Origin of the sequence: Enterobacter sp. RHBSTW-00901, assembly GCF_014103115.1 — a bacterium.
GTDB lineage: Bacteria > Pseudomonadota > Gammaproteobacteria > Enterobacterales > Enterobacteriaceae > Enterobacter > Enterobacter cloacae_P.
In genome coordinates this window covers 2,542,625-2,565,571 of record NZ_JABXPB010000001.1, presented here as the reverse complement: position 1 = coordinate 2,565,571, position 22,947 = coordinate 2,542,625, and the positions used below count along the sequence as shown (strand labels likewise).

General features: G+C 54.0%; 20 protein-coding genes. 8 read left to right on the top strand and 12 right to left on the bottom strand.

Annotated features, from left to right (window positions below):
- The first annotated feature begins 150 nt into the window (after positions 1 to 150).
- A complete protein-coding gene (locus tag HV318_RS12395; RefSeq protein ID WP_182272996.1) occupies positions 151 to 1,644 on the top strand; it encodes a M16 family metallopeptidase in 1,494 nt (497 codons plus the stop codon).
- Between the two features lie 62 nt (positions 1,645 to 1,706).
- Here HV318_RS12395 and kdgK read toward each other — a convergent pair whose 3' ends face one another.
- Complete coding sequence (kdgK, locus tag HV318_RS12390; protein WP_182272995.1) at positions 1,707 to 2,636, bottom strand: 2-dehydro-3-deoxygluconokinase; 930 nt, start codon at positions 2,634 to 2,636, stop codon at positions 1,707 to 1,709.
- Between the two features lie 229 nt (positions 2,637 to 2,865).
- Here kdgK and pdeH point away from each other — a divergent pair, with 229 nt between their 5' ends.
- The gene (pdeH, locus tag HV318_RS12385) at positions 2,866 to 3,639 is read left to right on the top strand and encodes a cyclic-guanylate-specific phosphodiesterase (protein ID WP_182272994.1); all 774 of its coding nucleotides are present in this window, start codon (positions 2,866 to 2,868) and stop codon (positions 3,637 to 3,639) included.
- Between the two features lie 126 nt (positions 3,640 to 3,765).
- Here pdeH and HV318_RS12380 read toward each other — a convergent pair whose 3' ends face one another.
- From HV318_RS12380 to HV318_RS12370, 3 genes are all read right to left on the bottom strand, one after another.
- Positions 3,766 to 5,088, bottom strand: coding sequence for an MFS transporter (locus tag HV318_RS12380; protein ID WP_182272993.1), 1,323 nt, complete (start codon positions 5,086 to 5,088; stop codon positions 3,766 to 3,768).
- Between the two features lie 261 nt (positions 5,089 to 5,349).
- Positions 5,350 to 6,327 (bottom strand): inner membrane protein YhjD, encoded by a 978-nt coding sequence (gene yhjD, locus HV318_RS12375; protein ID WP_269475511.1) that lies wholly within the window; start codon positions 6,325 to 6,327, stop codon positions 5,350 to 5,352.
- Positions 6,328 to 6,378: 51 nt separating this feature from the next.
- Complete coding sequence (locus HV318_RS12370) at positions 6,379 to 7,278, bottom strand: LysR family transcriptional regulator (protein WP_182272991.1); 900 nt, start codon at positions 7,276 to 7,278, stop codon at positions 6,379 to 6,381.
- A 119-nt stretch (positions 7,279 to 7,397) separates the two neighbouring features.
- Between HV318_RS12370 and HV318_RS12365 the strand changes: the two genes are divergently transcribed.
- Both HV318_RS12365 and HV318_RS12360 read left to right on the top strand, forming a co-directional pair.
- A complete protein-coding gene (locus HV318_RS12365; RefSeq protein WP_182272990.1) occupies positions 7,398 to 8,156 on the top strand; it encodes an SDR family NAD(P)-dependent oxidoreductase in 759 nt (252 codons plus the stop codon).
- Positions 8,157 to 8,325: 169 nt separating this feature from the next.
- A complete protein-coding gene (locus HV318_RS12360; RefSeq protein ID WP_182272989.1) occupies positions 8,326 to 8,931 on the top strand; it encodes a response regulator transcription factor in 606 nt (201 codons plus the stop codon).
- Here HV318_RS12360 and HV318_RS12355 read toward each other — a convergent pair.
- Both HV318_RS12355 and HV318_RS12350 read right to left on the bottom strand, forming a co-directional pair.
- The gene (locus tag HV318_RS12355; RefSeq protein WP_182272988.1) at positions 8,910 to 9,248 is read right to left on the bottom strand and encodes a lysozyme; all 339 of its coding nucleotides are present in this window, start codon (positions 9,246 to 9,248) and stop codon (positions 8,910 to 8,912) included. The genes HV318_RS12360 and HV318_RS12355 overlap by 22 nt on opposite strands.
- 71 nt (positions 9,249 to 9,319) lie before the next feature.
- Entirely contained in the window at positions 9,320 to 9,859 is a 540-nt protein-coding gene (locus tag HV318_RS12350; RefSeq protein ID WP_182272987.1) for a GNAT family N-acetyltransferase, read from the bottom strand.
- Positions 9,860 to 10,006: 147 nt separating this feature from the next.
- On the opposite strand from HV318_RS12350, the gene HV318_RS12345 reads away from it, so the two are divergent.
- A complete protein-coding gene (locus HV318_RS12345) occupies positions 10,007 to 11,599 on the top strand; it encodes an STY4199 family HEPN domain-containing protein (RefSeq protein WP_182272986.1) in 1,593 nt (530 codons plus the stop codon).
- 44 nt (positions 11,600 to 11,643) lie between these two features.
- Here the strand turns inward: HV318_RS12345 and treF are convergent, their stop codons facing one another.
- The 4 genes from treF to HV318_RS12325 form a co-directional block, all read right to left on the bottom strand.
- Positions 11,644 to 13,293 (bottom strand): alpha,alpha-trehalase, encoded by a 1,650-nt coding sequence (treF, locus tag HV318_RS12340; RefSeq protein ID WP_182274590.1) that lies wholly within the window; start codon positions 13,291 to 13,293, stop codon positions 11,644 to 11,646.
- A gap of 279 nt (positions 13,294 to 13,572) precedes the next feature.
- Entirely contained in the window at positions 13,573 to 14,754 is a 1,182-nt protein-coding gene (locus HV318_RS12335) for a glycoside hydrolase family 5 protein (protein WP_182272985.1), read from the bottom strand.
- Positions 14,755 to 14,894: 140 nt separating this feature from the next.
- Complete coding sequence (gene gorA, locus HV318_RS12330) at positions 14,895 to 16,247, bottom strand: glutathione-disulfide reductase (protein WP_182272984.1); 1,353 nt, start codon at positions 16,245 to 16,247, stop codon at positions 14,895 to 14,897.
- A gap of 71 nt (positions 16,248 to 16,318) precedes the next feature.
- The gene (locus HV318_RS12325) at positions 16,319 to 17,161 is read right to left on the bottom strand and encodes a 23S rRNA (adenine(2030)-N(6))-methyltransferase RlmJ (protein WP_182272983.1); all 843 of its coding nucleotides are present in this window, start codon (positions 17,159 to 17,161) and stop codon (positions 16,319 to 16,321) included.
- Positions 17,162 to 17,368: 207 nt separating this feature from the next.
- Here HV318_RS12325 and prlC point away from each other — a divergent pair, with 207 nt between their 5' ends.
- Positions 17,369 to 19,411: an oligopeptidase A gene (gene prlC, locus HV318_RS12320; RefSeq protein ID WP_182272982.1), complete on the top strand. Its 2,043-nt coding sequence runs from the start codon at positions 17,369 to 17,371 to the stop codon at positions 19,409 to 19,411.
- A 7-nt stretch (positions 19,412 to 19,418) separates the two neighbouring features.
- On the top strand, positions 19,419 to 20,171 hold the full coding sequence (rsmJ, locus tag HV318_RS12315) for a 16S rRNA (guanine(1516)-N(2))-methyltransferase RsmJ (RefSeq protein ID WP_182272981.1): 753 nt from the start codon (positions 19,419 to 19,421) through the stop codon (positions 20,169 to 20,171).
- Positions 20,172 to 20,251: 80 nt separating this feature from the next.
- On the opposite strand, the gene uspA is transcribed toward rsmJ, so the two are convergent.
- A complete protein-coding gene (gene uspA / locus HV318_RS12310) occupies positions 20,252 to 20,689 on the bottom strand; it encodes a universal stress protein UspA (RefSeq protein ID WP_003861223.1) in 438 nt (145 codons plus the stop codon).
- Positions 20,690 to 20,971: 282 nt separating this feature from the next.
- Here uspA and uspB point away from each other — a divergent pair, with 282 nt between their 5' ends.
- Positions 20,972 to 21,307, top strand: coding sequence for a universal stress protein UspB (gene uspB, locus HV318_RS12305; protein WP_003861224.1), 336 nt, complete (start codon positions 20,972 to 20,974; stop codon positions 21,305 to 21,307).
- Between the two features lie 56 nt (positions 21,308 to 21,363).
- On the opposite strand, the gene pitA is transcribed toward uspB, so the two are convergent.
- A complete protein-coding gene (gene pitA / locus HV318_RS12300; protein ID WP_182272980.1) occupies positions 21,364 to 22,863 on the bottom strand; it encodes an inorganic phosphate transporter PitA in 1,500 nt (499 codons plus the stop codon).
- Positions 22,864 to 22,947 lie beyond the last annotated feature (84 nt).

Here is a 22,947-nt window from a genome sequence, read left to right as displayed (position 1 = left end):
TCGACAAGATTTTTTTTGGGTATATTTCACTTCTGACCGTGACGTTTTGTCGAACACGCGGTCTAATCGACGTGTTTTCATCGTCATCTTTTAGAGTGAAGCGCGTCGCGAGACACTCTTTTTAACCAGGAATGTTGATCAGGGGTTCACATGCAGGGCACAAAAATTCGACTCTTAACCGGCGGTTTGCTGATGATGGTAGCAGCCAGTTATGTGCAGGCAGATGCGCTCCAGCCAGACCCGGCCTGGCAACAAGGAACTCTGGCAAATGGTTTTCAGTGGCAGGTGTTAGCCACTCCCCAGCGTCCCAGTGACCGTATTGAAATCCGTCTGTCTGTGAATACGGGCTCCCTCACCGAAAGCTCTCTGCAGACCGGTTTTAGCCATTTTATTCCTCGGCTGGCGCTCACCCAAAGCGGCAGTTTGCAGGCAGTTCAGGTGCGTTCATTATGGCAACAGGCCATAGACCCAAAGCGCCCGCTGCCACCGGCGGTGGTCTCGTATGACTACACCATGTTTAACCTGAGCCTGCCGAATAACCGTAACGATCTGCTAAAAGAAGCACTGACGTATCTCTCTGATGCGACTGGCAATCTGGCGATTACGCCGGAAAGTATCAGCTATGCGCTGAGCAACAGCGACATGGTTGCAACCTGGCCTGTGGACACAAAAGAAGGCTGGTGGCGCTACCGCCTGAAAGGCTCAACGCTGCTCGGTCATGACCCGGCAGAACCGCTGAAACAGCCGGTCGATAGTGAACAGGTAAAAGCCTTCCACCAGAAATGGTACACCCCGGACGCGATGACCCTGATTGTGGTCGGAAATGTTGATAGTCGTGCGGTGGTTGAGCAGATCAACAAAGCGTTTGGCGATCTGAAAGGGAAACGTGAAACGCCTGCCCCTGTGCCGACGCTCTCTCCGCTGCGTGCAGAGCCTGTCAGTATCATGACAGATACCGTGCGCCAGGATCGTCTCTCCGTGATGTGGGACTCGGCCTGGCAACCTATCCGCGAGTCAGCCGCACTGTTGCGCTACTGGCGTGCCGACCTGGCACGTGAAGCGTTGTTCTGGCATGTTCAACAGACACTCAGTAAGAACAACGTGAAGAACATCGGTCTGGGCTTTGACTGCCGCGTGCTGTTCCAGCGTGCACAGTGCGCCATTAACGTCGAATCGCCAGGCGATAAGCTGAATGCAAATCTGGGCGTGGTGGCCAAAGAACTGGCAAAAGTGCATAAAGAGGGTCTGTCTGAAGACGAGTTCAACGCGCTGGTGGCGCAGAAAAAACTGGAGCTGCAGAAGCTGTTTGCAACCTATGCCCGTGCCGATACCGACATTCTGATCAGCCAGCGCATTCGCTCATTGCAAAATCAGGTTGTGGACATTGCGCCAGAGCAGTATCAGAAGCTGCGTCAGGACTTCCTGAACGGTTTGACCGTCGATATGTTGAATCAGGATTTACGCCAGCAGTTGTCGCAGGATATGGCGTTGATTCTGCTGCAGCCGAAAGGCGAGCCGGAATATGACATGAAGGAATTGCAGTCAACCTGGGATGGGATTATGACACCGCTATTGAAGGCAACACAGCCTGCCGCGGTGGATGATTTACACCCGGATGCGACGGATATTCCACAGGGGCAGTAATGTCCTTCTAACCCTCTCCCTGTGGGAGAGGGAAAGAGTGCGGGCATCAGCCCGCACCTTCGTTAAGCAGGCATCGCCTCACGCGGAATAATCGCCCCGCGATACTGAATCACCGTACTGGCCGTCAGGTGTCCACGCTGTGCCGCCGCCTCGGGCGTGCCACCCGTCAGGCGTACCGCCAGGTAACCCGCGCTGAATGAATCCCCCGCTGCGGTGGTATCAACCACTTTTTCTTTGGCCAGTTTCACCGCCGGAACCTCAATCACAGCATCACCCGCAATGGCGACCAGGCACGAATTCGCGCCGCGCTTAATCACCACTTCACTGACGCCCGCTGCCTGAGTCCGTGCGATAACGTCATCAACCGGTTTCTCGCCCCACAGGGCATCTTCATCATCGAGCGTTAAGAACGCGATATCAGTGCACTGCAGCATCTGCTGATAAACCTGCTGTGTCTCTTCGCGACTCGCCCACAGGCGCGGACGGTAGTTATTATCGAAAATCACCTTACCACCATTGGCGCGGCATTGACGCAGTAACGACAACAGCTTTTCGCGGCTGGCCGGGCTGAGGATGGCCAGGCTAATCCCGCTCAGATAGAGATAGTCAAAGGTCGCCAGCTCTTCGCAGATGGCGGCTGCGGCGTCGCTCTCCAGCCAGTATTTGGCCGCTGCTTCGTTACGCCAGTAGTAGAACGTGCGCTCACCGGTGCTGTCGGTTTCAATGTAGTACAGACCCGGCAGACGGTTTTCCATGCGCTGAATCAGCGAGGTCTGAACATTTTCACTCTGCCATGATCCCAGCATCTGCTGGCTGAAACTGTCCGTTCCCAGCGCGGTAACGTAGTTCACGCTCAGTGCATCGGGGTTAACCTGACGGGCAATATAAACGGAGGTGTTTAAGGTATCGCCACCAAAACCGCGGCTGACTTCCGTGCCCTTTTGGGACAGCTCAATCATACATTCGCCAATCACGGCAATTTTTTTAGACATAATCGTGAACCTGAACAGAGTAATTCGCAGTAGTCTGCGCTGAGTGAATTATGTGGTCAACTATATTAAAACAACGTTCCATTATTTTTTTTGAGCCAGCGCGTGTTCCAGGTCATTTCTGTCATCTTAATTTCGTTTTCCCGGTGAATTGAACATAAAGTTCTCAATTATCGCGCCGATAACCCAGTGACGAGTCCAGAAAGGCTATCCCAACAACAGGACATCTGAAATGAAGTCAGAGCAGGTTATCCAGCGGCTGAGCACTACGCCTGAGGCAAGTATTGAGAACTTGCAGGAGCATCGCTACTGGCTGCAATGTGAGCGAACGTACACCTATCAGCCGATCTACCGCACAGACGGTCGACTGATGGCGATTGAAATTCTGACGGTCGTTACGCACCCTTCGAACCCTTCGCAGCGTATCGCGCCAGATCGCTATTTTGCCGAAGTTGCCGTTCGCCAGCGTCTGGATGTGCTGGAAGAGCAGTTACGCATGCTGCTGACGAAACAAGCCTTTTTCGAGCGACACGATATCCTTGCCTCGGTGAACGTGGATGGCCCGACCCTGATGGCATTACGCCAGAATGCGAAATTACAGGAACTGATCGCCACCCTGCCGTGGATGCGTTTTGAGCTGGTGGAGCATGTCCGCCTGCCGCAGGATTCGTCGTTTGCCTCGATGTGTGAATTTGGCCCGCTGTGGCTGGATGATTTTGGCACCGGCATGGCGAACTTCTCTGCCCTCAGCGAAGTGCGTTACAACTACATCAAGGTGGCCCGCGATCTGTTTATCATGCTGCGCCAGACCCCGGAAGGACGAAATCTGTTCATGCTGTTATTACAGTTGATGAACCGCTATTGTCAGGGCGTCATTGTAGAAGGTGTTGAAACGCTGGAAGAGTGGCGTGATGTGCAAAACTCGCCCGCAGCCGCTGCGCAAGGCTATTTCCTCTCGCGTCCGGTTCCAATGGATACCCTGGATAGCGTGACCGTCATGTTGTAAAACAAGCTGTTTCCCATAATAGTTCGTGGTTTCTACGCGCTATTACCGGACACAGCGCCTCGTTTACCTGAATCACGGGTAATCCGGGAAGAAAAAAACGGCAACTCAGAAGTTGCCGTTTTGCGTTTATAACGACTGATGCCGTGTTTCATGTGTCAGAAGCAGAGCAATCAACGTCAGCGCGGCCATTGCTGCCAGATACACACCCACGTAGAACAGACCGTAGTTCGCCTGTAACCAGGTCGCGATGTAGGGCGCAACGGATGCACCCAGAATAGAAGAGACGTTATACGAGAAAGAGGCACCGGTATAACGTACTTCAGTCGGGAACAGCTCCGGCAGCAGCGCGCCCATTGGGCCAAAAGTCAGGCCCATCAGGCTCAGACCAATCAGCAGATATGCCATCACCAGCGCAGGGCTACCTGAGCCCAGCAGCGGCGGGAAGACGAACAGGGCGAACAGAATGATGAGCGTGGTGATCACAATCATGCTTGAGCGACGGCCAAATTTATCCGCCAGCAGGCCGGCAATCGGCACCATCACACCAAAACCGACAACCGCCATCATCAGCATCCACAGTACTTCGTTACGCGGCAGACCCAGCCCAACTGGCGCAGCGGCGGTACTGAACGTCATTGAGTAGACGGTCATGATGTAGAACAGCGTATAGGTTGCCAGCATGATAAACGTGCCCAGCACGGTCACGCGGACGTGTTGGGTCAGCAGAGTACCCAGCGGCACTTTTACCTGTTTCTTCGCCGCAGCCACTTTGGCGAAAACCGGCGTTTCGTGCAGAGAAACACGCACATACAGACCAATCAGTACCAGAACGGCAGAGAAAATAAACGGAATACGCCAGCCCCAGTTCATGAACTGTTCATCCGTCAGCAGCCAGGAGAGCAGCAGGAAAGTCCCGTTCGCAAAGAAGAAGCCAATCGGCGCACCCAACTGCGGGAATGAACCGTAAAGCGCACGTTTGCGCGCTGGGGCGTTCTCGGTTGCCAGCAGCGCTGCACCACCCCATTCACCGCCCAGTCCCAGCCCCTGACCAAAACGCGCCAGCGCCAGCAGTACGGGAGCCAGAATGCCGATGGCTTCGTAGGTTGGCAGCAGGCCGATCGCTACGGTGGAGATCCCCATCGTCAGCAGCGACGCCACCAGAGTGACTTTACGCCCAATGCGATCGCCAAAGTGACCAAACAGCGCAGAGCCAATGGGACGTGCAACAAAAGCGATAGCAAAGGTTGCCAGAGACTGTAGCGTGGCCGCCGTCGGATCGCCCTGCGGGAAGAAGATATGCGGGAAGACGATGACCGCTGCGGTGGCATAAATGTAAAAGTCGAAGAACTCAATGGCGGTGCCAATCAGCGATGCGACGACGACTTTATTGCGCGAGTTTACCGGAACGTGTTCCGCTCCGGCGTCGAGTGTGGTGGCTGTTGCTTGCATAATATTTTCTTATTTTTTGACGAACGAAAGCCATATTACGCACAGCAAAAGCGACATTTCAATCTGTAACAAAGTCGTGAATTGACGATAAAAGCAACAAAAAGCGGATAATGTTCAGGTCAGCAAAAACACTTCCATGAAATGCTTCACGATTTTTAAATATTAGATAGTAAAACTGGTTTTTGGTTAAATAAAAGTTACGGGCTGGATTTATATGCTGAAATAGCGAATTGGGCTGAAGTTTTCAGCCCAGTGGCCCCATTACCGGTGCGTTTTTCCCGGCATACGAGGGTCATTTTTGTACTGTGCTGTCGCAATCCATGCTGCACAGAACAGCGTCAGGCGGGCGAAGAAGTAGAAGAATGCCATTAGCCCCAGCACCGAGCCAAAGGCTGCACCGGAAGGGGATTTAATCAGCAATGGCAGGGTATAGGTCATCACGATTTTAATGACTTCAAAACCGATTGCTGCAATTAACGTTCCGCGGATCAGGGCCTTCCTGTGCGGGCGATGGTGGGGCAAACGCCAGAAGATCCAGAAGAACAGAAGGTAGTTAGCGAAGATGGAAATCGCCAGTCCAATACCGTGCCAGGCAGGCTTCAGCCATTTGATGTCATCGAGCCAGAGCGCGGAGATAATCAACTGTTGTGCAGCGCCGGCGACAGAGGTAATCGAAAGCGTCACGATCAACGCGATGAGCAGACCAATCAGCGAAACAAAGTCGCGAAAATATTTAACCCAAATTTTCTCCTGATCCTGCGGCGTACGCTCCCACACATCGCGCGACTGGGCGCGAATGGCCTCGCGCAGGTTGCCCATCCAGTTAATACCGGAATAGAGCGCAATCAGCAGCCCCACCAGGCCAACGGTGGTGCGTTGTTGAATGGCGGTATTGATGGTGCTTTTGAGCGTGCCGGCGAGCGTTGGATCGCTGACGCTCATCAGGATTTTATCGAAGATGTCCTGAAGCAGCGTCGGGTGCCAGGCGAGAATAAAACCGGCGGCTGCAAATGACACCATCAGGATGGGGATCATGGAGAGAAATGAAAAGTAGGTGATAGCGGCTCCAAACTGATTACCCATGCGGTCGTTAAAACGTTCCGTCGCGCGTATCAGATGCGCAATCATGGGACGACGCTGAATTTTCTGCGCCGTACGGGTGACCGTTTTAAGCGCTTTTCCGGCTTTACCTGGGGCCATTTCCTGAGGGGGACGTTGCTGGTTGTTTTCCGACGTCACACGCGTTTCCTTATTCATCTGGTGAGGACTTTTTGAAATTATAACCTGCACCTAATCAACATAGGCTTTCATTAACACCGTTAGCCACTCCATAAACAGATGCACGCGGCGGGAGAGGTTACGACGATGGGGATAAATTAGCGAGACGGGCATCGGCTCTGCGCGATATTGCGGCAAGATCTCCTGTAGTTTTTTTGCCCGCAGGGAATCACGCACGCCAACGCGCGGTACCTGGATAATGCCCAGCCCGGCGATGCAGGCTGCGTGGTACGTTTCCGTGCTGTTGACCGTCAATACCCCGCCGGTTTTAATCCACTGCGTTGAGCTGCCATTATAATATTCAAAGCCTTGCGGGCGGGTACCCAGCGTGGCGGCGTAATGGATGACAGCGTGTGAACCGAGATCGCCCAGCGTTTCAGGATAACCAAAACGCGTCAGATAATCCGGGCTGGCGCAGTTAATCACCGACAGTTTACCCAGCGGGCGGGCGATAAGCCCCGAATCCTTCAGCGTACCCACGCGCACCACGCAGTCAAAACCTTCGCGAATGACATCCACCAGACGATCGCTGCTGCTGAGTTCCAGTTCAATCCCGGGATACTGCTGTAAAAACGCAGGCAGTTTTGGGATGACTAAATTTCGCGCAACGCCGACGGGCATATCAACGCGTAACCGTCCGCTGATGCTGGAGGGATCATGCTGGAACATACCGTCCAGTTCGTCGAGGTTTGCCAGAAGATCTTTTGCCCGTTCGTAATAGACCATACCATCCTGCGTCAGGCTGACACGGCGCGTGGTGCGGTGCAAGAGCTGGGTGCCCAGCCGGTTTTCCAGCGCCTGAACCTGACGTGACACACTCCCTTTTGGCAGGCTCAGCGTCTCCGCCGCACGGGAAAAACTCTCCAGTTCCGCGACCCGAACAAACAACTGCATTGCGTGAATTTTATCCATAGGAAAAGCTCATTGTTGTTCAAGATGAAACAGTGAAGCGTTTATGGCTATCTTTATTGATTTTCTATCACCTAATAAGCTCTTTCTCAATCTCCATAACAGCCAAATTGAGGTTTCTTATGACTGAACGTATTGCATTAGTGACAGGTGGTAGCCGTGGTCTGGGTAAAAATGCGGCCTTAAAGCTGGCGGCGGACGGCACGGGAATTATCCTGACGTATAACAATAGTCAGCAGGAAGCGCTGGATGTTGTGCATGAAATTCAGGGAAAAGGTGTTAAAGCTGCGGCATTGCAACTTAACGTCGGTGATATTTCATGTTTCGATGTTTTCGCCCAACAGGTACAGGACACCCTGAAGGCCCTGTGGCAGCGTGATACGTTTGATTATTTATTGAACAATGCAGGAACGGGTTTATACGCGCCATATACCGGAACAACGGAAGCCCAGTTTGATGACGCGCTGAACATCCATTTCAAAGGACCATTTTTCCTGACGCAGTGTCTGTTGCCGCTGTTGCGCGACGGTGGACGGATCATGAACGTTTCCAGCGGTCTGACCCGCTTTACTCAGCCAGGCTCTGGTACCTATGCGGCGATGAAAGGGGCGATGGAAGTGCTGACCCGCTATCAGGCAAAAGAGCTGGGTGCGCGCGGGATCGCCGTCAATATTATTGCCCCTGGGGCGATTGAAACCGATTTTGGCGGTGGACGCGTGCGTGACAATGCGGATCTCAACCAGCTTCTGGCCTCACAAACGGCTCTGGGCCGTGTGGGGTTGCCGGACGACATTGGTGATGCCATTGCCGCGCTGCTCAGCGATAAACTGGGCTGGATGAATGCACAACGTATTGAAGTGTCAGGCGGCATGTTCCTGTGATATCGGGTCTGAAGGGGAGGGAGCCTCTTCAGAATATACTCAAATCAGGTATGTCGAAATCCTTCCAGATTTAAATAACACCCGGTTAATTGTAACGTACCCATTCTTTGAGTTTTTTCTTAAATAGTACCTCTGTAGAATTTTCTCGCTATTCTCAGAGGAAAGAACCATGCGAGTAATCATGTTTGACAGGCAGTCAATATTTATTCATGGAACGATCGGTAGCCTTCAAAAATGTATTCCGGAAATAAATATTACGGGCACAAGTCAGACTGAAGAATTGTGGGAGCAGCTATCCGCATCGCCTTCCGCTATCGTCATGATTGACGGACGCTTTATTCAGGATGACGGCATGGCTCTGCTGGAAGCGCTCCTGTATCGCTTTCCGGCCACGCGCGTGGTGATGATGCTGGTGAAAAAAGAGGTCAGATGGGTAGAGCAGCTCATGCAGCGTAACGTGAGGGCAATCGTCCACCGCAACGCGGTTCCGGAGATGTTCTCCGCCGTGTTGGGCTCTGTATCAAAGGGGATGGTCTGTTTCCCCTGCGAATGGTTAAGTGTGTCTCAGCCATATCAGCATGAACTCTCCTTGTTGAGCGATCGCCAGCGTGAGGTACTGAAGTTACTGGCGGCTGGGGAGTCGAATAAAGAGATCGGGCGCATTCTGAACATCAGTGCCGCAACGGTAAAAGCGCACCTGGAAGCCCTTTTCCGCCGCCTGGATGTTAAGAACAGAACGCAGGCCGCGATGTACTATACCCGGGCGATGGCCTGAAGAAGCTCTGGTGGCAGACGGGAGGTGCCGCCAAAGCTGAATATCGTCGACACCAGTGAGTCATATTGCTGTTGGGTGAGGGGTTGCGGAAAATTTTCACCGATCAGCGCCTCACATAATTGAATATCGTCGTGCAACAAGTGTTCAGCCTGGGCAGGTGTGATAAGCCCACGAAAAATTTCCCCCTCGCGGATGACATGGCCGTATCCGATTACCCATACCCCCCGTTCATCACGATATTTTTCCTGGGAGAGTCCTTGTTGTTTTTTAATTAATGCAATGGCAGCAGAAGATATCTTCAGCATATGACCAGTCATATTCATTTCCTCTTAATAACGTTACTGTAGAGGAAACGAAGTCTGAGAAATATCCGCCAAATGGCCGTTGATCAGCGAATATTTATCCGGTATTCGTGCTTCAACAAACCAAACAGCCAGTCATTATGCCAGCGCCCGGCAAGGTAATAGTTTTCCCGCAGCTCGCCTTCAGGTTGAAAACCCGCTTTTTCCAGCAACCGTCTGGAGGCGATATTGCCTGCCGTTACGGTGGCGGTCAGCCGTCGGATGTTGCCTTGAGTGAATGCGAAATCACATAGTGCCTGGAGCGATTCAAAACCATAACCTTTCCCCTGTGCTACCGGGGCGAAGAGGAAACCGACTTCAGCGCAGTCCTGTTCCCGGTGAATATAGCCGGTTACACCTAGCGGCGTCTGGCTCGCCGTATCACGTACCACCAGGCAGAGCCAGTGCGCGCAGCCTGGTGTCCACGGCATCAGACGAGAATCGAACGCTTCACGGATTTCGGCCAGGGGGCGGTCTTGTGCGACAAAGCGCATAACGTCCGGGTCTTGCTGTAAGGCCAGAAAAAAGGGCCAGTCTTGTTCCTGCAGCGGTGAGCAGGTGAGGCGTGTGGTCGTGAAGGCAGGCATTCAGATTCTCCTGAGACATTTTCAATGATTATAGAGCTGTCACTTTATTTCAACAGAAAGTCAGGTATGTTTAACTGCGTATAAATAAAAGAAAAACGGCTGCTGCGTGCCGGGCCCGGATGTCTTCGTTGTCTCTGAAGGAAAATAATGACTCTCAGCGCATCACATCATATTCGCGAACAGTTCGAACACTGTCTGGCCGTCATTCGCCAGGCGTCTGTAGAGATACTGCTTCTTCTGAATGTACATGCTTCTGAAGGAAAAGATCCACGCTGGTTTCTGGAACAGCTGGACAGTGCCCGTCTGGGGCTGGGCGGATGGACTGCCGTTGCGAAGCAACTTAACCTGAATGATGCTGAGATGTCGGAGTTTACCCTGCAGTTACGCCTGTTGCAGCAGCGGGTTCCTCAGTATGAAAGCGGGCAGGATGTCAGTGAAAATCAGCTCATTGCGGCGATGCGCTTTGTGAACGCACTGGAACACCTGCGTTTGCAGCAACCCCTCCTGACCTACAGCACCGAACTGGCTCCCGGTAATGAGATCCAACAACAGCAGGCACATAAGCAGGTGCGTGCGATTGAACTGATGATCAAAGGGCTTATCCAGCAGGCATGGCCCGATCAGGTGCGGCTGAATAACCATCTCAAGACTTTGTTTAACGCTGACCGCGTACGTCGCTGGCTTAAGCTTGGCGAAATCAACGATGTCCTGAGCGGCATGATGTTCAGTGAGCTGGCGCAGATGCTGGTGGATAAAAAGGAGTTTAGCCGGTATTACGCCTCACTGTTTAGCGACCCGTCAATGCTGACATTACTGGTTGAACCGCGTAAGACATTGCAAACGTTCCTTGATGATATCCGGCAAATCCGCAACAGTATTACCGTACAGCAGGCGTTAAGTTCGGCGCAGATCCTGCTGCTGGATAACTACTATGCACAGATCACCCGCCCCGTGCAGCGCGCTTTTGAAGAGGGGAGAACGCGCATTAACCCGGCGGGATTAATGGCGGTGGATGCCAGCGAGCTGCATGCTTTCTGGGAAAAGGCGCAGAAGATGGACCGGGTTACCGGCGGCGATCTGTTTGAAGTCCGCGACACGATTGAAAAGCCAACCCAGCGCGCGCCCCGAACGCCTGAACAACGTGAGCAGCTTATTTCCGGCATGTTATGGGGAGCAGTTGGGGTGATGATCATCGCGATTGCCGTGGGGGGATTCTGGCTGGTGACCGGCAGCAGTAAACCTCAGCCAGCGCTCGTGAATGCGGCAGAAACCTCTCAGCCTCAGGAGATGCGCGAAACACCTTCCTCGCGTGAGACGCTGACGCGCATGGGGGTGACCTGGGACGAGAATAATTTCCGTTCAGCCATCAACCGCAACGATACCCGCATAACGCAGCTATTTTTACAGGGCGGGATGGACTGGAAGCTGTCCTGGACAGAAGAGGCGATGTCGGCAGAGCATGACGACGTGCTTGAACTGATGCTGCACTATCGGCAAAACATGGTGGAGGAAAAGCCGTGCCGTCGCTTTATCAATACGCTTGGCCACGCCATGTCTGATGGTGAATCTCTGACTGCAATACGTAAAGAGTATCTGAAAGCGTTTTGTACCGTGCCTGCCGTGGTGAAGCGCCAGCAGCATGATGCCGATATGGCAACGCGCCGTGCGCAGTCACAACCGGATGCCACCACGAAAAAATGGCAGTCCATTCAGACTGCCATTTATGAGGTGATTCGCTAATATTCCCCTCTCCCCGGTTCTGACCCTCTGGGAGAGGGTCAGGGTCAAGGCTCCCCGTACAACCCAATCAACCGTCGAACCACACCATTGGTCCAGCCGAAACCATCCTGTAGCGGATACTCACCCCCACCGCCTTCACGTGGTGTACTGCTGGCGATGTGGTACTTCTCAATCAGCTTGTGGTGCGTTTTATAGAAGAGGTTCACCGTCTGGAGCCAGCTCCAGGCGATCTCATCACCCAGTGCGTCGTTGCCATACTGTTTGAACCCCTGAATCGCCATCCACTGCAGCGGTGCCCAGCCATTGGGTTTATCCCACTGTTCGCCGGTTTCGTACTCGGTTGCCATAATACCGCCTGGTGTCAGCAGACGCGCTTTAACGGCATCAGATAGCCGTTCTGCCTGCTCATGCGTGGCCATACCGACATACAGTGTCACAATGCTGGCCGCAGAGAATAACGCCATCTCTTCGCGTCGCCAGTCGTAATCACGGTAGCAGCCATGCTCCTCATCCCACAGATAGCGGTTCACCGCCGCACGTCGATCGGCTGCTTTCTGGCGGAACTGTTCAGCGGTCTCTTTATCCCCTTTTGACGCCGAAATATTGGCGATCGCGCTTTCCAGCTTGAACAGGAATGCATTCAAATCAATGGGGATAAACTGCGTCGTGCGGATGCTGGCAAGCCGACCGGGATCGCGCAGCCAGCGGGAAGAGTAATCCCAGCCGGAAGCCGCGCCAGCTCGCAGATCGCGGTAGACCTCATTCGGTGGACGACCGGAATGGCGGGCCGTCTCTACGTCCTCAATCCAGGATTCATCGCGCGGTGTGTCACGATCATCCCAGTAGCGGTTGAGCATTGAGCCGTCTGGCATACGTACCACATGGCGATAGGCCTGGTTCAGCAGCAGCGACTCCGCGCCATCCATCCAGAAGGCGTACTCCATTTTCAGGTGTTCCAGATAGCGTTTCGCGCCACGCACGCCGTCCTCCTCGAACAGCTCGACCATCAGGGCAAAGACCGGGGGCTGAGAACGGCTGAGATAATAGGTTCGGTTACCGTTGGGGATGTGTCCGTAGCGCTCAATCATCCACGCGAAGTTATCCGCCATACACTTCAGCAGATCGTCCCGACCACTTTCCGCCAGCCCCAGCATGGTGAAGTAGGAGTCCCAGTAGTAGGTTTCGCTGAAGCGCCCGCCGGGGACGATATAGGACTGTGGCAGCGGTAGCAGGGATGACCAGGGAATATGATCCTGCGGCTCACGCGTCAGTACCGGCCACAGGCTATCAATATGCTCCCTGAGCGACAGCCCTGGGTCAGAGACATATTCGGTCGAGAGTGATTCCGGCATCCAGAAGTGGTTCTCCACGAACTGGCGCAGGTCAAAATCCCGGTGGCGTTTCACCTTGCGGTAGCGGATCAGGATATCCAGAGGATCCTTCTTCGGTGCACAGTCGGGGAAGGTTTTGCTATCCGTAAAAAGCCGCGAGGACTGCACATGTTCGAACAGCTCAAGATAGCGATCGGCAGGGGTCAGGGCATCCGAGGCGGGCAACCCCTCAATCATTTCGGGTTCCGGCTCCGCCTCAATCATTTCATCCAGTTTCAACTCGCAGGGATCGGTTTCGTAACGCAGCTCTTCTGCAACCCCGAATTCGATGTTTTCGGCAGCGTGGAGTTTCTGGCTGAACATAGTGATAAAGACCTCCGGTTGTGTGTTCGTATAGACAGGTTGTTCCGGGTGTCTGTTAAGCGTAGACATTCGCTTCGGTGTCTGGGGAGTGAAACGTGCGCTTGATCACATTTCGCTGTGGCGGCGTGGTGAACGTTATTTTTTATAGTTCATTGATATGCAAAAACAAACGGGAATTGAGGCTCACTATCCGGGAGAAAAAATTCAGACCATTCGTTTTGCAACGAGTGATGTATGTTCACGATGCTTTCCGGTACAGCGGCATCGTGAACATCGCGTCTAAAGGCTTTGTTTTAGACGCCTGCTGATAGGTTCAAACTCCTCAGTGGAGTGGCGTTCAAGCGTATCAGGGGTGTTATCGTCGATGGCTTTCCAGTAGGACCACGGAACCGATTTTTTGCCTAGCTCATAGTCCATCGCATCCCAGGCATCTTCCCTGAAGGAATAAAAAGCCCAGTGCGCATTATGCTTGTCGAGAACGGTCAGGACATCGCTCAGCCACTGCTTACAGCCCTGCAACGTGCGTACGCAGCCAAACTCACCGGCGACAACCCGGTTTGCCGGAACGCCGTGTTGTTTAGCCCAGACGAAGGGGGCGCTCATCCAGCGATCTATTGCTGCCGCATCCCATTTCACCTGTTTGCCACCAAATGTGACCATGCCGGGGTACTCATACGGCACTTTGCGGCGCGCATTCGGGGCGCTGGTAAATTCATACGGCTCATACATGTGGAAGCTGTACAGAACCCGTTTGTCATTAAGCGCTGCAGGCCAGCCAGAAAAGCCGCGTGCGGAGCCGTACCAGCCTCCGTCGACCATGATCGGCGTGGTCGCGTCGACCTGACGGATGGCGGCAATAATCTGATTGTAGAGTTCAGGAAGGTTGCGCGCCGTGTTTGCCTGCTGTTGATACCAGGTTTTCAGCGCCTCCGCGGAGGCTTGCTCGCTAATTTTGCCTTGCTTTTCCGGTGCGGGTTCATTGACCAGGTTCCAGGCGACAATGCCGGGTTCGTCCTTCAGCGCCAGCGCTAAATCGCGCCAGAACAGTGCCGCCTCCTGCCAGTATTTTTTGTCCTGCCAGATGCGGTCATCGAACTGGTTATGATTATTTTGCGACCAGCGCATACCGGGTAAGGAAAGCGGGGCAATGACGACCTTGAGCCCGGCGGCATGCGCCCGCCTGATGGACGCTTTCAGGGTGGCGAGATCGGCGGCTTGCAGCGTGCGGTAGCCGTCTGCATTGCCCATGAGAAAATCACGATCGGCTGGCTTCCATTTGTCGTAGGACAGACGAACCCATGTCGCGCCGTAGCCGCGCAGCGCCTCATAATACGCCTGTGTCGGTGGCAGGCGGTTAAAACTGTTTCCACCGTGCTGGGGGGTATCCCAGAAGGTGATGTCATTGGATGATGAGGCTGAAAAAGTGAAAAGAAGCAGGGTGATACCGATAAGCGCTTTCATCTCAATCCCTTTTAAGCGTGGCGATAATTTTATATTCATCAGAATGATGAAGTGTTGTATTTAAATTATCGAGTCCTATAAAAAAACTGGCCTGTTACGGCCAGTTTTTTTTGAGTGAAGCGCCAGACAACGAAAAGCGGTTAACGCATGGTCACAAACTCTTCCGCCGCAGTCGGGTGGATCGCCACGGTGTTGTCGAAATCTTTCTTGGTTGCGCCCATCTTCAGTGCTACGGCAAAGCCCTGCAGGATCTCGTCCATGCCGAAGCCAATACCGTGGATGCCGACAATCTTCTCTTCTGGCCCAACGCACACCAGCTTCATGCGGCATGGCTGACGGTGAGAGGTGACGGCGGTATACATCGCGGTGAACGCTGATTTGTACACTTTCACCTGGTCGTCGCCATACTGTTCGCGCGCCTGCGGTTCGGTTAAGCCGACAGTGCCGATGGGCGGATGACTGAAGACCACGGTCGGGATATTGCTGTAGTCCAGATGCTCGTTTGGCTTGTTGTTAAACAGGCGTTCAGAAAGACGACGGCCCGCTGCCACGGCAACCGGGGTCAGTTCAACGGCACCGGTGTTATCACCTACCGCGTAAATGCCCGGTACGCTGGTGTTCTGGAACTTATCGACAACGATATAGCCTTTGTCATTGGTTTTCACGCCCGTGACGGCCAGGTTGAAGTTGTCGTTGGCAGGCTCGCGACCAATCGCCCAGATCAGGCAATCGACGGTCTGACTACGGCCATCTTCCAGCTCCAGGGTCAGGCTACCGTCTGCATTTTTCACGACCGCTTTTGGCACGGCGTGAGTGTGCAGGGTTGGGCCTTCGGCATTCATCACTTCGACCAGCGTGTCGACGATCAGCGGGTCGAAACTGCGTAGTGGGGCGTGTTTACGTACGAACAGGTGCGCTTCTGCACCCAGACCGTTAATCACACCGGCCAGCTCCACGGCAATGTAACCCGCGCCAACCACGGCAACGCGTTTTGGTAGGGCAGGCAGCTCGAAGAAACCATCGGAGTCGATACCGTATTCCACGCCCGGAATATTCGGGTGGCTCGGACGGCCACCGGTAGCGATCAGTATGTGATCGGCGGTGATCGTCTCACCGTTCACTTCGACAGTCTTCGCGTCAACGAAACGGGCAAAGCCACGGATCACATCCACGTTATTTTTGCCCAGCACGTTGTCGTACGAGGTGTGAATACGGTCGATATAGGCGGTACGGCTGGCGATCAGCTTGTCCCAGTCGAAGTTATTGATGGTGGTGTCAAAGCCATAATCCGGGCCATACATATGAATAGCTTCACGGATTTGCGCGGCATGCCACATCACTTTTTTCGGTACACAACCCACGTTCACGCAGGTGCCGCCCAGCTCTTTGGCTTCAATCAGCGCACATTTCTGGCCATACATGGCCGCACGGTTGATGGAGGCGATGCCGCCGCTGCCGCCGCCGATTGCGATGTAGTCATAATGCTTAGTCATAGCTTTTATCCTTAATCGTGAATTGCCGCGATTGTATACCTGAAATCAATAGTTTCCACCGATGGCTGTGATTACTCTGGCACGATCCAACTGACGGTGGCATGACCGATACCCGTTGGTACCAGTTTTTTGTGCAGCCACGGCAGTACGCTGTTCATCTGCGCTTCAAGCTTCCACGGTGGGTTGATGACAATCATGCCGGAGGCGGTCATGCCGCGCTGGTCGCTGTCCGGGCGCACGGCCAGCTCAATCTGCAGAATTTTGCGGATGCCGGTTGCTTCCAGGTCTTTGATCATGCGTTTGATTTGCGCGCGCAGCACGACCGGATACCACAGAGCATAGGTCCCGGTGGCAAAGCGTTTATAGCCTTCGTTGATGCCAGTCACGACGGCCTGATAGTCAGTTTTGATTTCGTACGGCGGGTCGATCAGCACCAGACCGCGACGGGAAACCGGCGGCAGCTTGGCTTTCAGCTGCTGGTAACCGTCGGCTTTGTCCACCCGGGCACGGCTGTCTTTCTGGAACTCAGAACGCAACAGTGGGAAATCACTCGGGTGCAGTTCGGTCAGTTGCAGGCTGTCCTGCTCGCGCAGCAGCTGGCGCGCAATCAGTGGGGAACCTGGGTAGTAGCGCAACTGGCCGCTGCGGTTGAAGTGTTCCACTACGCCGATATACGGTTCCAGCTCGGCTGGCAGGTCATCCTGTTGCCAGATACGGGCGATCCCTTCGAGATACTCACCGGTACGCTCGGCATGCTCGCCGCTCAGCTGATAACGACCCGCGCCCGCGTGGGTGTCCAGATAGAGAAAAGGTTTATCTTTCTCTTTGAGCGCTTCAATGATCAGGCTCTGAACGGTGTGTTTGAGGACGTCGGCGTGGTTGCCTGCGTGAAAGCTGTGGCGATAACTGAGCATGGGTAATGATATTCCGCTGAAATGACGATTTGCCACAGTTTACAGCAGAACGGCACAGATTACCCGTAGGCCCGGTAAGCGCAGCGCCACCGGGCGCATTTCCGCCACGCTTAGCATTGAAATTCACTACACTTAACCCCATTCTAGAATCAATATGCCCAGCGCCGGATGCGCGCTTCATTCATCTTATTCAACAGGACTGCGTTTATGACCAATCCATTACTGACGCCTTTTTCGTTGCCGCCGTTTTCTAAAATCCTTCCTGAACATGTTGTCCCGGCCGTGACGCAATCGCTGGCCAGCTGTCGTGCGGCGGTAGAAAGCGTGGTGGAGCAGGGGGCTCCGTACACCTGGGAAAATCTGTGTCAGCCGCTGGCAGAAGTGGATGATGTGCTGGGGCGTATTTTCTCCCCGGTGAGCCACCTGAATTCGGTGAAAAATAGCCCGGAACTGCGCGAAGCCTACGAACAAACTCTGCCGCTGCTCTCTGAGTACAGCACCTGGGTCGGTCAACACGAAGGGTTATACAAAGCTTACCGCGACCTGCGCGATGGCGATCACTATGCATCGCTGAATACTGCGCAGAAAAAATCAGTTGATAATGCCCTGCGTGATTTTGAGCTGTCCGGGATTGGCCTGCCAAAAGAGAAGCAGGTCCGCTACGGTGAAATCGCGGCGCGCCTGTCTGAGCTGGGCAACCAGTACAGCAACAACGTGCTGGATGCCACGATGGGCTGGACGAAACTGATTACCGACGAAGCTGAGCTGGCCGGTATGCCGGAAAGTGCGCTGGCGGCGGCGAAAGCCCAGGCCGAGGCCAAAGAGCAGGAAGGTTTCCTGCTGACCCTGGATATCCCAAGCTATCTGCCGGTGATGACCTACTGCGACAACCAGGCGCTTCGCGAAGAGATGTACCGCGCCTACAGCACGCGTGCGTCAGATCAGGGGCCGAATGCGGGCAAATGGGACAACAGCCCGGTGATGGCAGAAATCCTCGCGCTGCGTCACGAGCTGGCACAACTGCTGGGCTTTGAAAGCTATGCCTTCAAATCCCTCGCCACCAAAATGGCCGAGAACCCACAACAGGTGCTCGATTTCTTAACCGACCTTGCCAAACGTGCCCGTCCGCAGGGTGAAAAAGAGCTGGCCCAGCTGCGTGCCTTCGCGAAAGCGGAGTGCGGTGTGGATGAGCTGCAGCCGTGGGATATCGCGTACTACAGCGAAAAACAGAAACAACACCTTTACAGCATCAGCGACGAGCAGCTGCGCCCGTACTTCCCGGAAAATAAAGCCGTTAACGGCCTGTTTGAAGTCGTGAAACGTATCTACGGCATCACGGCTAAAGAACGTACTGATATCGACGTCTGGCATCCGGATGTGCGTTTCTTCGAGTTATATGACGAGAAAAACGAGCTGCGTGGCAGCTTCTATCTGGATCTTTATGCGCGTGAGAACAAGCGCGGCGGAGCGTGGATGGATGACTGTGTCGGCCAGATGCGTAAAGCCGACGGTTCATTGCAAAAGCCGGTTGCTTACCTGACCTGTAACTTCAACCGCCCGGTGAATGGCAAACCGGCACTGTTCACCCACGATGAAGTGATCACCCTGTTCCACGAGTTCGGTCACGGTCTGCACCATATGCTGACCCGTATCGAAACCGCAGGCGTGGCGGGTATCAGCGGTGTACCGTGGGATGCGGTCGAGCTGCCAAGCCAGTTTATGGAAAACTGGTGCTGGGAGCCGGACGCGCTGGCGTTCATCTCTGGCCACTATGAGACTGGCGAACCGCTGCCGAAAGCACTGCTGGATAAAATGCTGGAGGCGAAAAACTACCAGGCGGCGATGTTCATCCTGCGTCAACTGGAGTTCGGCCTGTTTGACTTCCGCCTGCATGCCGAGTTTAGCCCGGAGCAGGGGGCGAAAATCCTCGAAACCCTGGCTGAGATTAAAAAGCAGGTTGCTGTTATTCCAGGGCCAACCTGGGGCCGTTTCCCGCATGCATTCAGCCATATCTTTGCAGGTGGCTATGCGGCGGGTTATTACAGTTACCTGTGGGCCGACGTGCTGGCGGCGGATGCCTTCTCTCGCTTCGAAGAAGAAGGGATTTTCAACCGCGAAACCGGTCAGTCGTTCCTCGACAACATCCTGACTCGCGGTGGTTCTGAAGAGCCTATGGTGCTGTTCAAACGCTTCCGTGGCCGTGAGCCACAGCTGGACGCGATGCTGGAGCATTACGGAATTAAAGGCTAATTGCTACGTGAAGATCTGCTTAGTCGATGAAACAGGCACCGGAGACGGTGCCTTATCTGTTCTGGCCACCCGCTGGGGACTGGAACATGATGAAGAAAACCTGATGGCGCTGGTGATGACACCGGAGCATCTGGAATTACGTAAACGCGATGAACCGAAGCTTGGCGGGATTTTTGTCGATTTTGTTGGCGGGGCAATGGCGCACCGGCGCAAATTCGGCGGTGGCCGCGGCGAAGCGGTCGCTAAAGCGGTTGGTATCAAGGGGAGCTATCTGCCGGACGTGGTCGATGCGACGGCGGGACTGGGGCGTGATGCGTTTGTGCTGGCGTCGGTGGGCTGCCGCGTGCGGATGCTGGAGCGCAATCCGGTGGTCGCGGCGCTGCTCGACGATGGGCTGACGCGTGGCTACGCTGACCCGGAAATCGGCTCCTGGCTACAGGAGCGTTTACAGTTGATCCACGCCTCCAGCCTGACGGCGCTGACGGATATCACCCCGCGCCCGCAGGTGGTCTACCTTGACCCGATGTTCCCGCATAAGCAGAAAAGCGCGCTGGTGAAGAAAGAGATGCGTGTGTTTCAGTCGCTGGTGGGGCCGGATTTGGACGCGGATGGTTTGCTGGAGCCTGCCTGCCGGTTAGCAACAAAGCGGGTCGTCGTGAAACGCCCTGACTATGCGCCACCGCTGGCGGACGTCGCCACGACGAATGCGGTGGTGACCAAAGGGCACCGGTTCGATATTTATTCCGGTACGCCGGAATAAAAAAAGCCGGGTGGCGGCTTCGCCTTACCCGGCTTACGTCTTCAAACATGCCCTCTCCCTGGGGAGAGGGCATGTTTGACTTACTCGTCTTCTTCGTCACGCAGTGGAACAATCAGCATATCTACGTGAACGGTGTTGATCAGCTGACGCGCTGAGGACATCAGTTTGCTCCAGAAGTCCTGATGATGACCGCAAACCACCAGATCCATATCGTACTTCTTAATCGCATCAACCAGTACCTGGCCCAGGTCACCGCTGCCGCTTAAGGTTTCGGTGATAGGGTAGCCTGCGTTGGTGGACAACTCGCTCAGTGCGTGGTGTGTCTCTTCGGAGATGCGTTTTTGCATATCGCCAAGATTGACATCGATCAGACCGGTATAGAGGTCGGAGTAATTCACATCAACGTGAATAAGAGAAACTTTCGCGTTGTATGGGCGTGCCATGGATACTGCTTTATCAACCAGCACTTTGCTCTCTGGGGAGAGGTCTACCGCGATGAGAATGTGTTTGTAAGCCATAGTGTTACTCCTTCCTTAAGTTATCGATGACTAAAAGGGAAAGCCGTCGTCTGATGCTTAATTACGGCTCAGTTAAACAAAATTTTCAAGCTTTGGTGTTGATAACGATTAACCTTGTGGCAAAAAAATTAACGGATCTCCTACACTATTTAATGAGCCGTTCGGATATTAAAACGCGAACCGGATCGACTTTTGAGTCATTCTTTCACTGAACTGTCTGTCAGGGCATTGGGTGCGGTAGCTCAGAAGCCTTGCTTCGTGGGCGGACGCCGGGGAGGATGTATGATTAGCACCGTCGCATTGTTTTGGGCACTGTGCGTGGTTTGCATAGTGAATATGGCGCGCTACTTCTCATCGTTACGTGCGCTGTTAGTGGTACTTCGTGGTTGCGATCCGTTGCTTTATCAGTATGTGGACGGTGGAGGTTTCTTCACCTCGCATGGACAGCCCAGCAAACAGATGCGTCTGGTGGGGTATATCTATTACCAGCGCTACCGCGACCATCACGATGAAGAGTTTATCCGTCGTTGTGAGCGCTTGCGTCGTCAGTTCATTCTGACCAGTGCGCTGTGTGGCCTGGTCGTGGTCAGTATGATTGCATTGATGATTTGGCACTGAGCACAAAAAAAAAGCGGGTCAGTTTCCTGACCCGCTTTTTTGTCGCCTTCAGCCGATTAAATCAGCTTCAGTGCAATCCAGTACAACCCGCCAGACAGCAGGATGGAGGCCGGAAGGGTAAACACCCAGGCCATCAGGATATTGGTCACGGTTTTGCGCTGCAGACCGCCGCCGTCGACAATCATCGTACCCGCTACCGAAGAGGAGAGTACGTGGGTCGTGGAAACAGGCATACCGGTGTAGCTCGCCAGACCGATAGAGACCGCCGCCGTCATCTGCGCGGACATACCCTGCGCATAGGTCATGCCTTTCTTACCAATCTTCTCGCCGATGGTGGTCGCCACACGACGCCAGCCAATCATCGTACCGATACCCAGTGCCAGTGCGACAGCCATGATGATCCAGATTGGCGCGTACTCAATGGTATTGAGCATATCGCTTTTCAGTTTCTTCAGCAGTCGCTGGTCGTCTGCATTGACTTCCGGCAGCTTCGCGACTTTATCCGTTACATCAGAGATGCAAAGCATAATACGACGCAGCTGACCGCGCTGTTCAACGGAAAGTTTGTCATAACTTTCGATATCACCCAGTATGCCTTTCGCACGTTCCAGCGCGTTAATTGCATTCGCCGGGTGGCAGTGGAACTCCGTCGGTGTGGTCGTTGCGCCCGCGTCAGGAGACGGGATCAACTGGTCAACGCCGGTCGCTTTCTTCAACAGCTCAGGGTGCTGCTGGAAGTAAATTTCGACGTTGTTCACCGCATCACGCGTACGGGTGATTTCGTAACCGGAGGCATTCATGTTGACCACGAACCCCGCCGGAGCGACACCAATCAGCACCAGCATGACCAGACCAATGCCTTTCTGACCGTCGTTCGCGCCGTGTGAGAACGACACGCCGATAGCGGAAAGGATCAGAGCAATCCGTGTCCAGAAAGGTGGCTTTTTCTTGCCATCTTTCTTTTCACGCTCAGCCGGCGTCAGGTGAATACGGGAGCGTTTTTTAGTATTGCTCCAGTAACGACGCAGAATGAAAATCAATCCACCTGCAACCACCAGACCCACGATAGGGGAAACGATGAGTGAGGCAAAGATCCCCAACACTTTCGGGATGTTTAACGCATCAACAACCGATGTACCGGTCATCAGGGCATTGGTTAACCCGATACCGATAATCGCGCCGATGAGGGTGTGAGAACTGGATGCAGGCAGGCCGAAATACCAGGTACCGAGGTTCCAGATAATTGCAGCAAGCAGCATTGAGAACACCATAGCAAGGCCATGGCCAGAACTAACGTTAAGTAGCAGATCCGTTGGCAGCATATGCACGATGGCATAAGCAACGCTCAGTCCGCCCAGGAGGACACCAAAAAAGTTAAATACCGCCGCCATAACGACCGCGACTTGCGATCGCATTGCGCGAGTGTAAATAACTGTTGCAACTGCGTTTGCAGTGTCGTGGAAGCCGTTGATCGCTTCGTAAAACAATACAAAAATCAGAGCAAGCAAGAGTAAAAGCCCGGTATGTAAATCCAGGCCAGCAAACAAATGTAGCATAGGACGTTACGCCATTTTGAGGACATGAACGCGGCGCATTATCCAGGACAAACGGGTAACGGGCAAAGTGAAATCTAGCTTTTT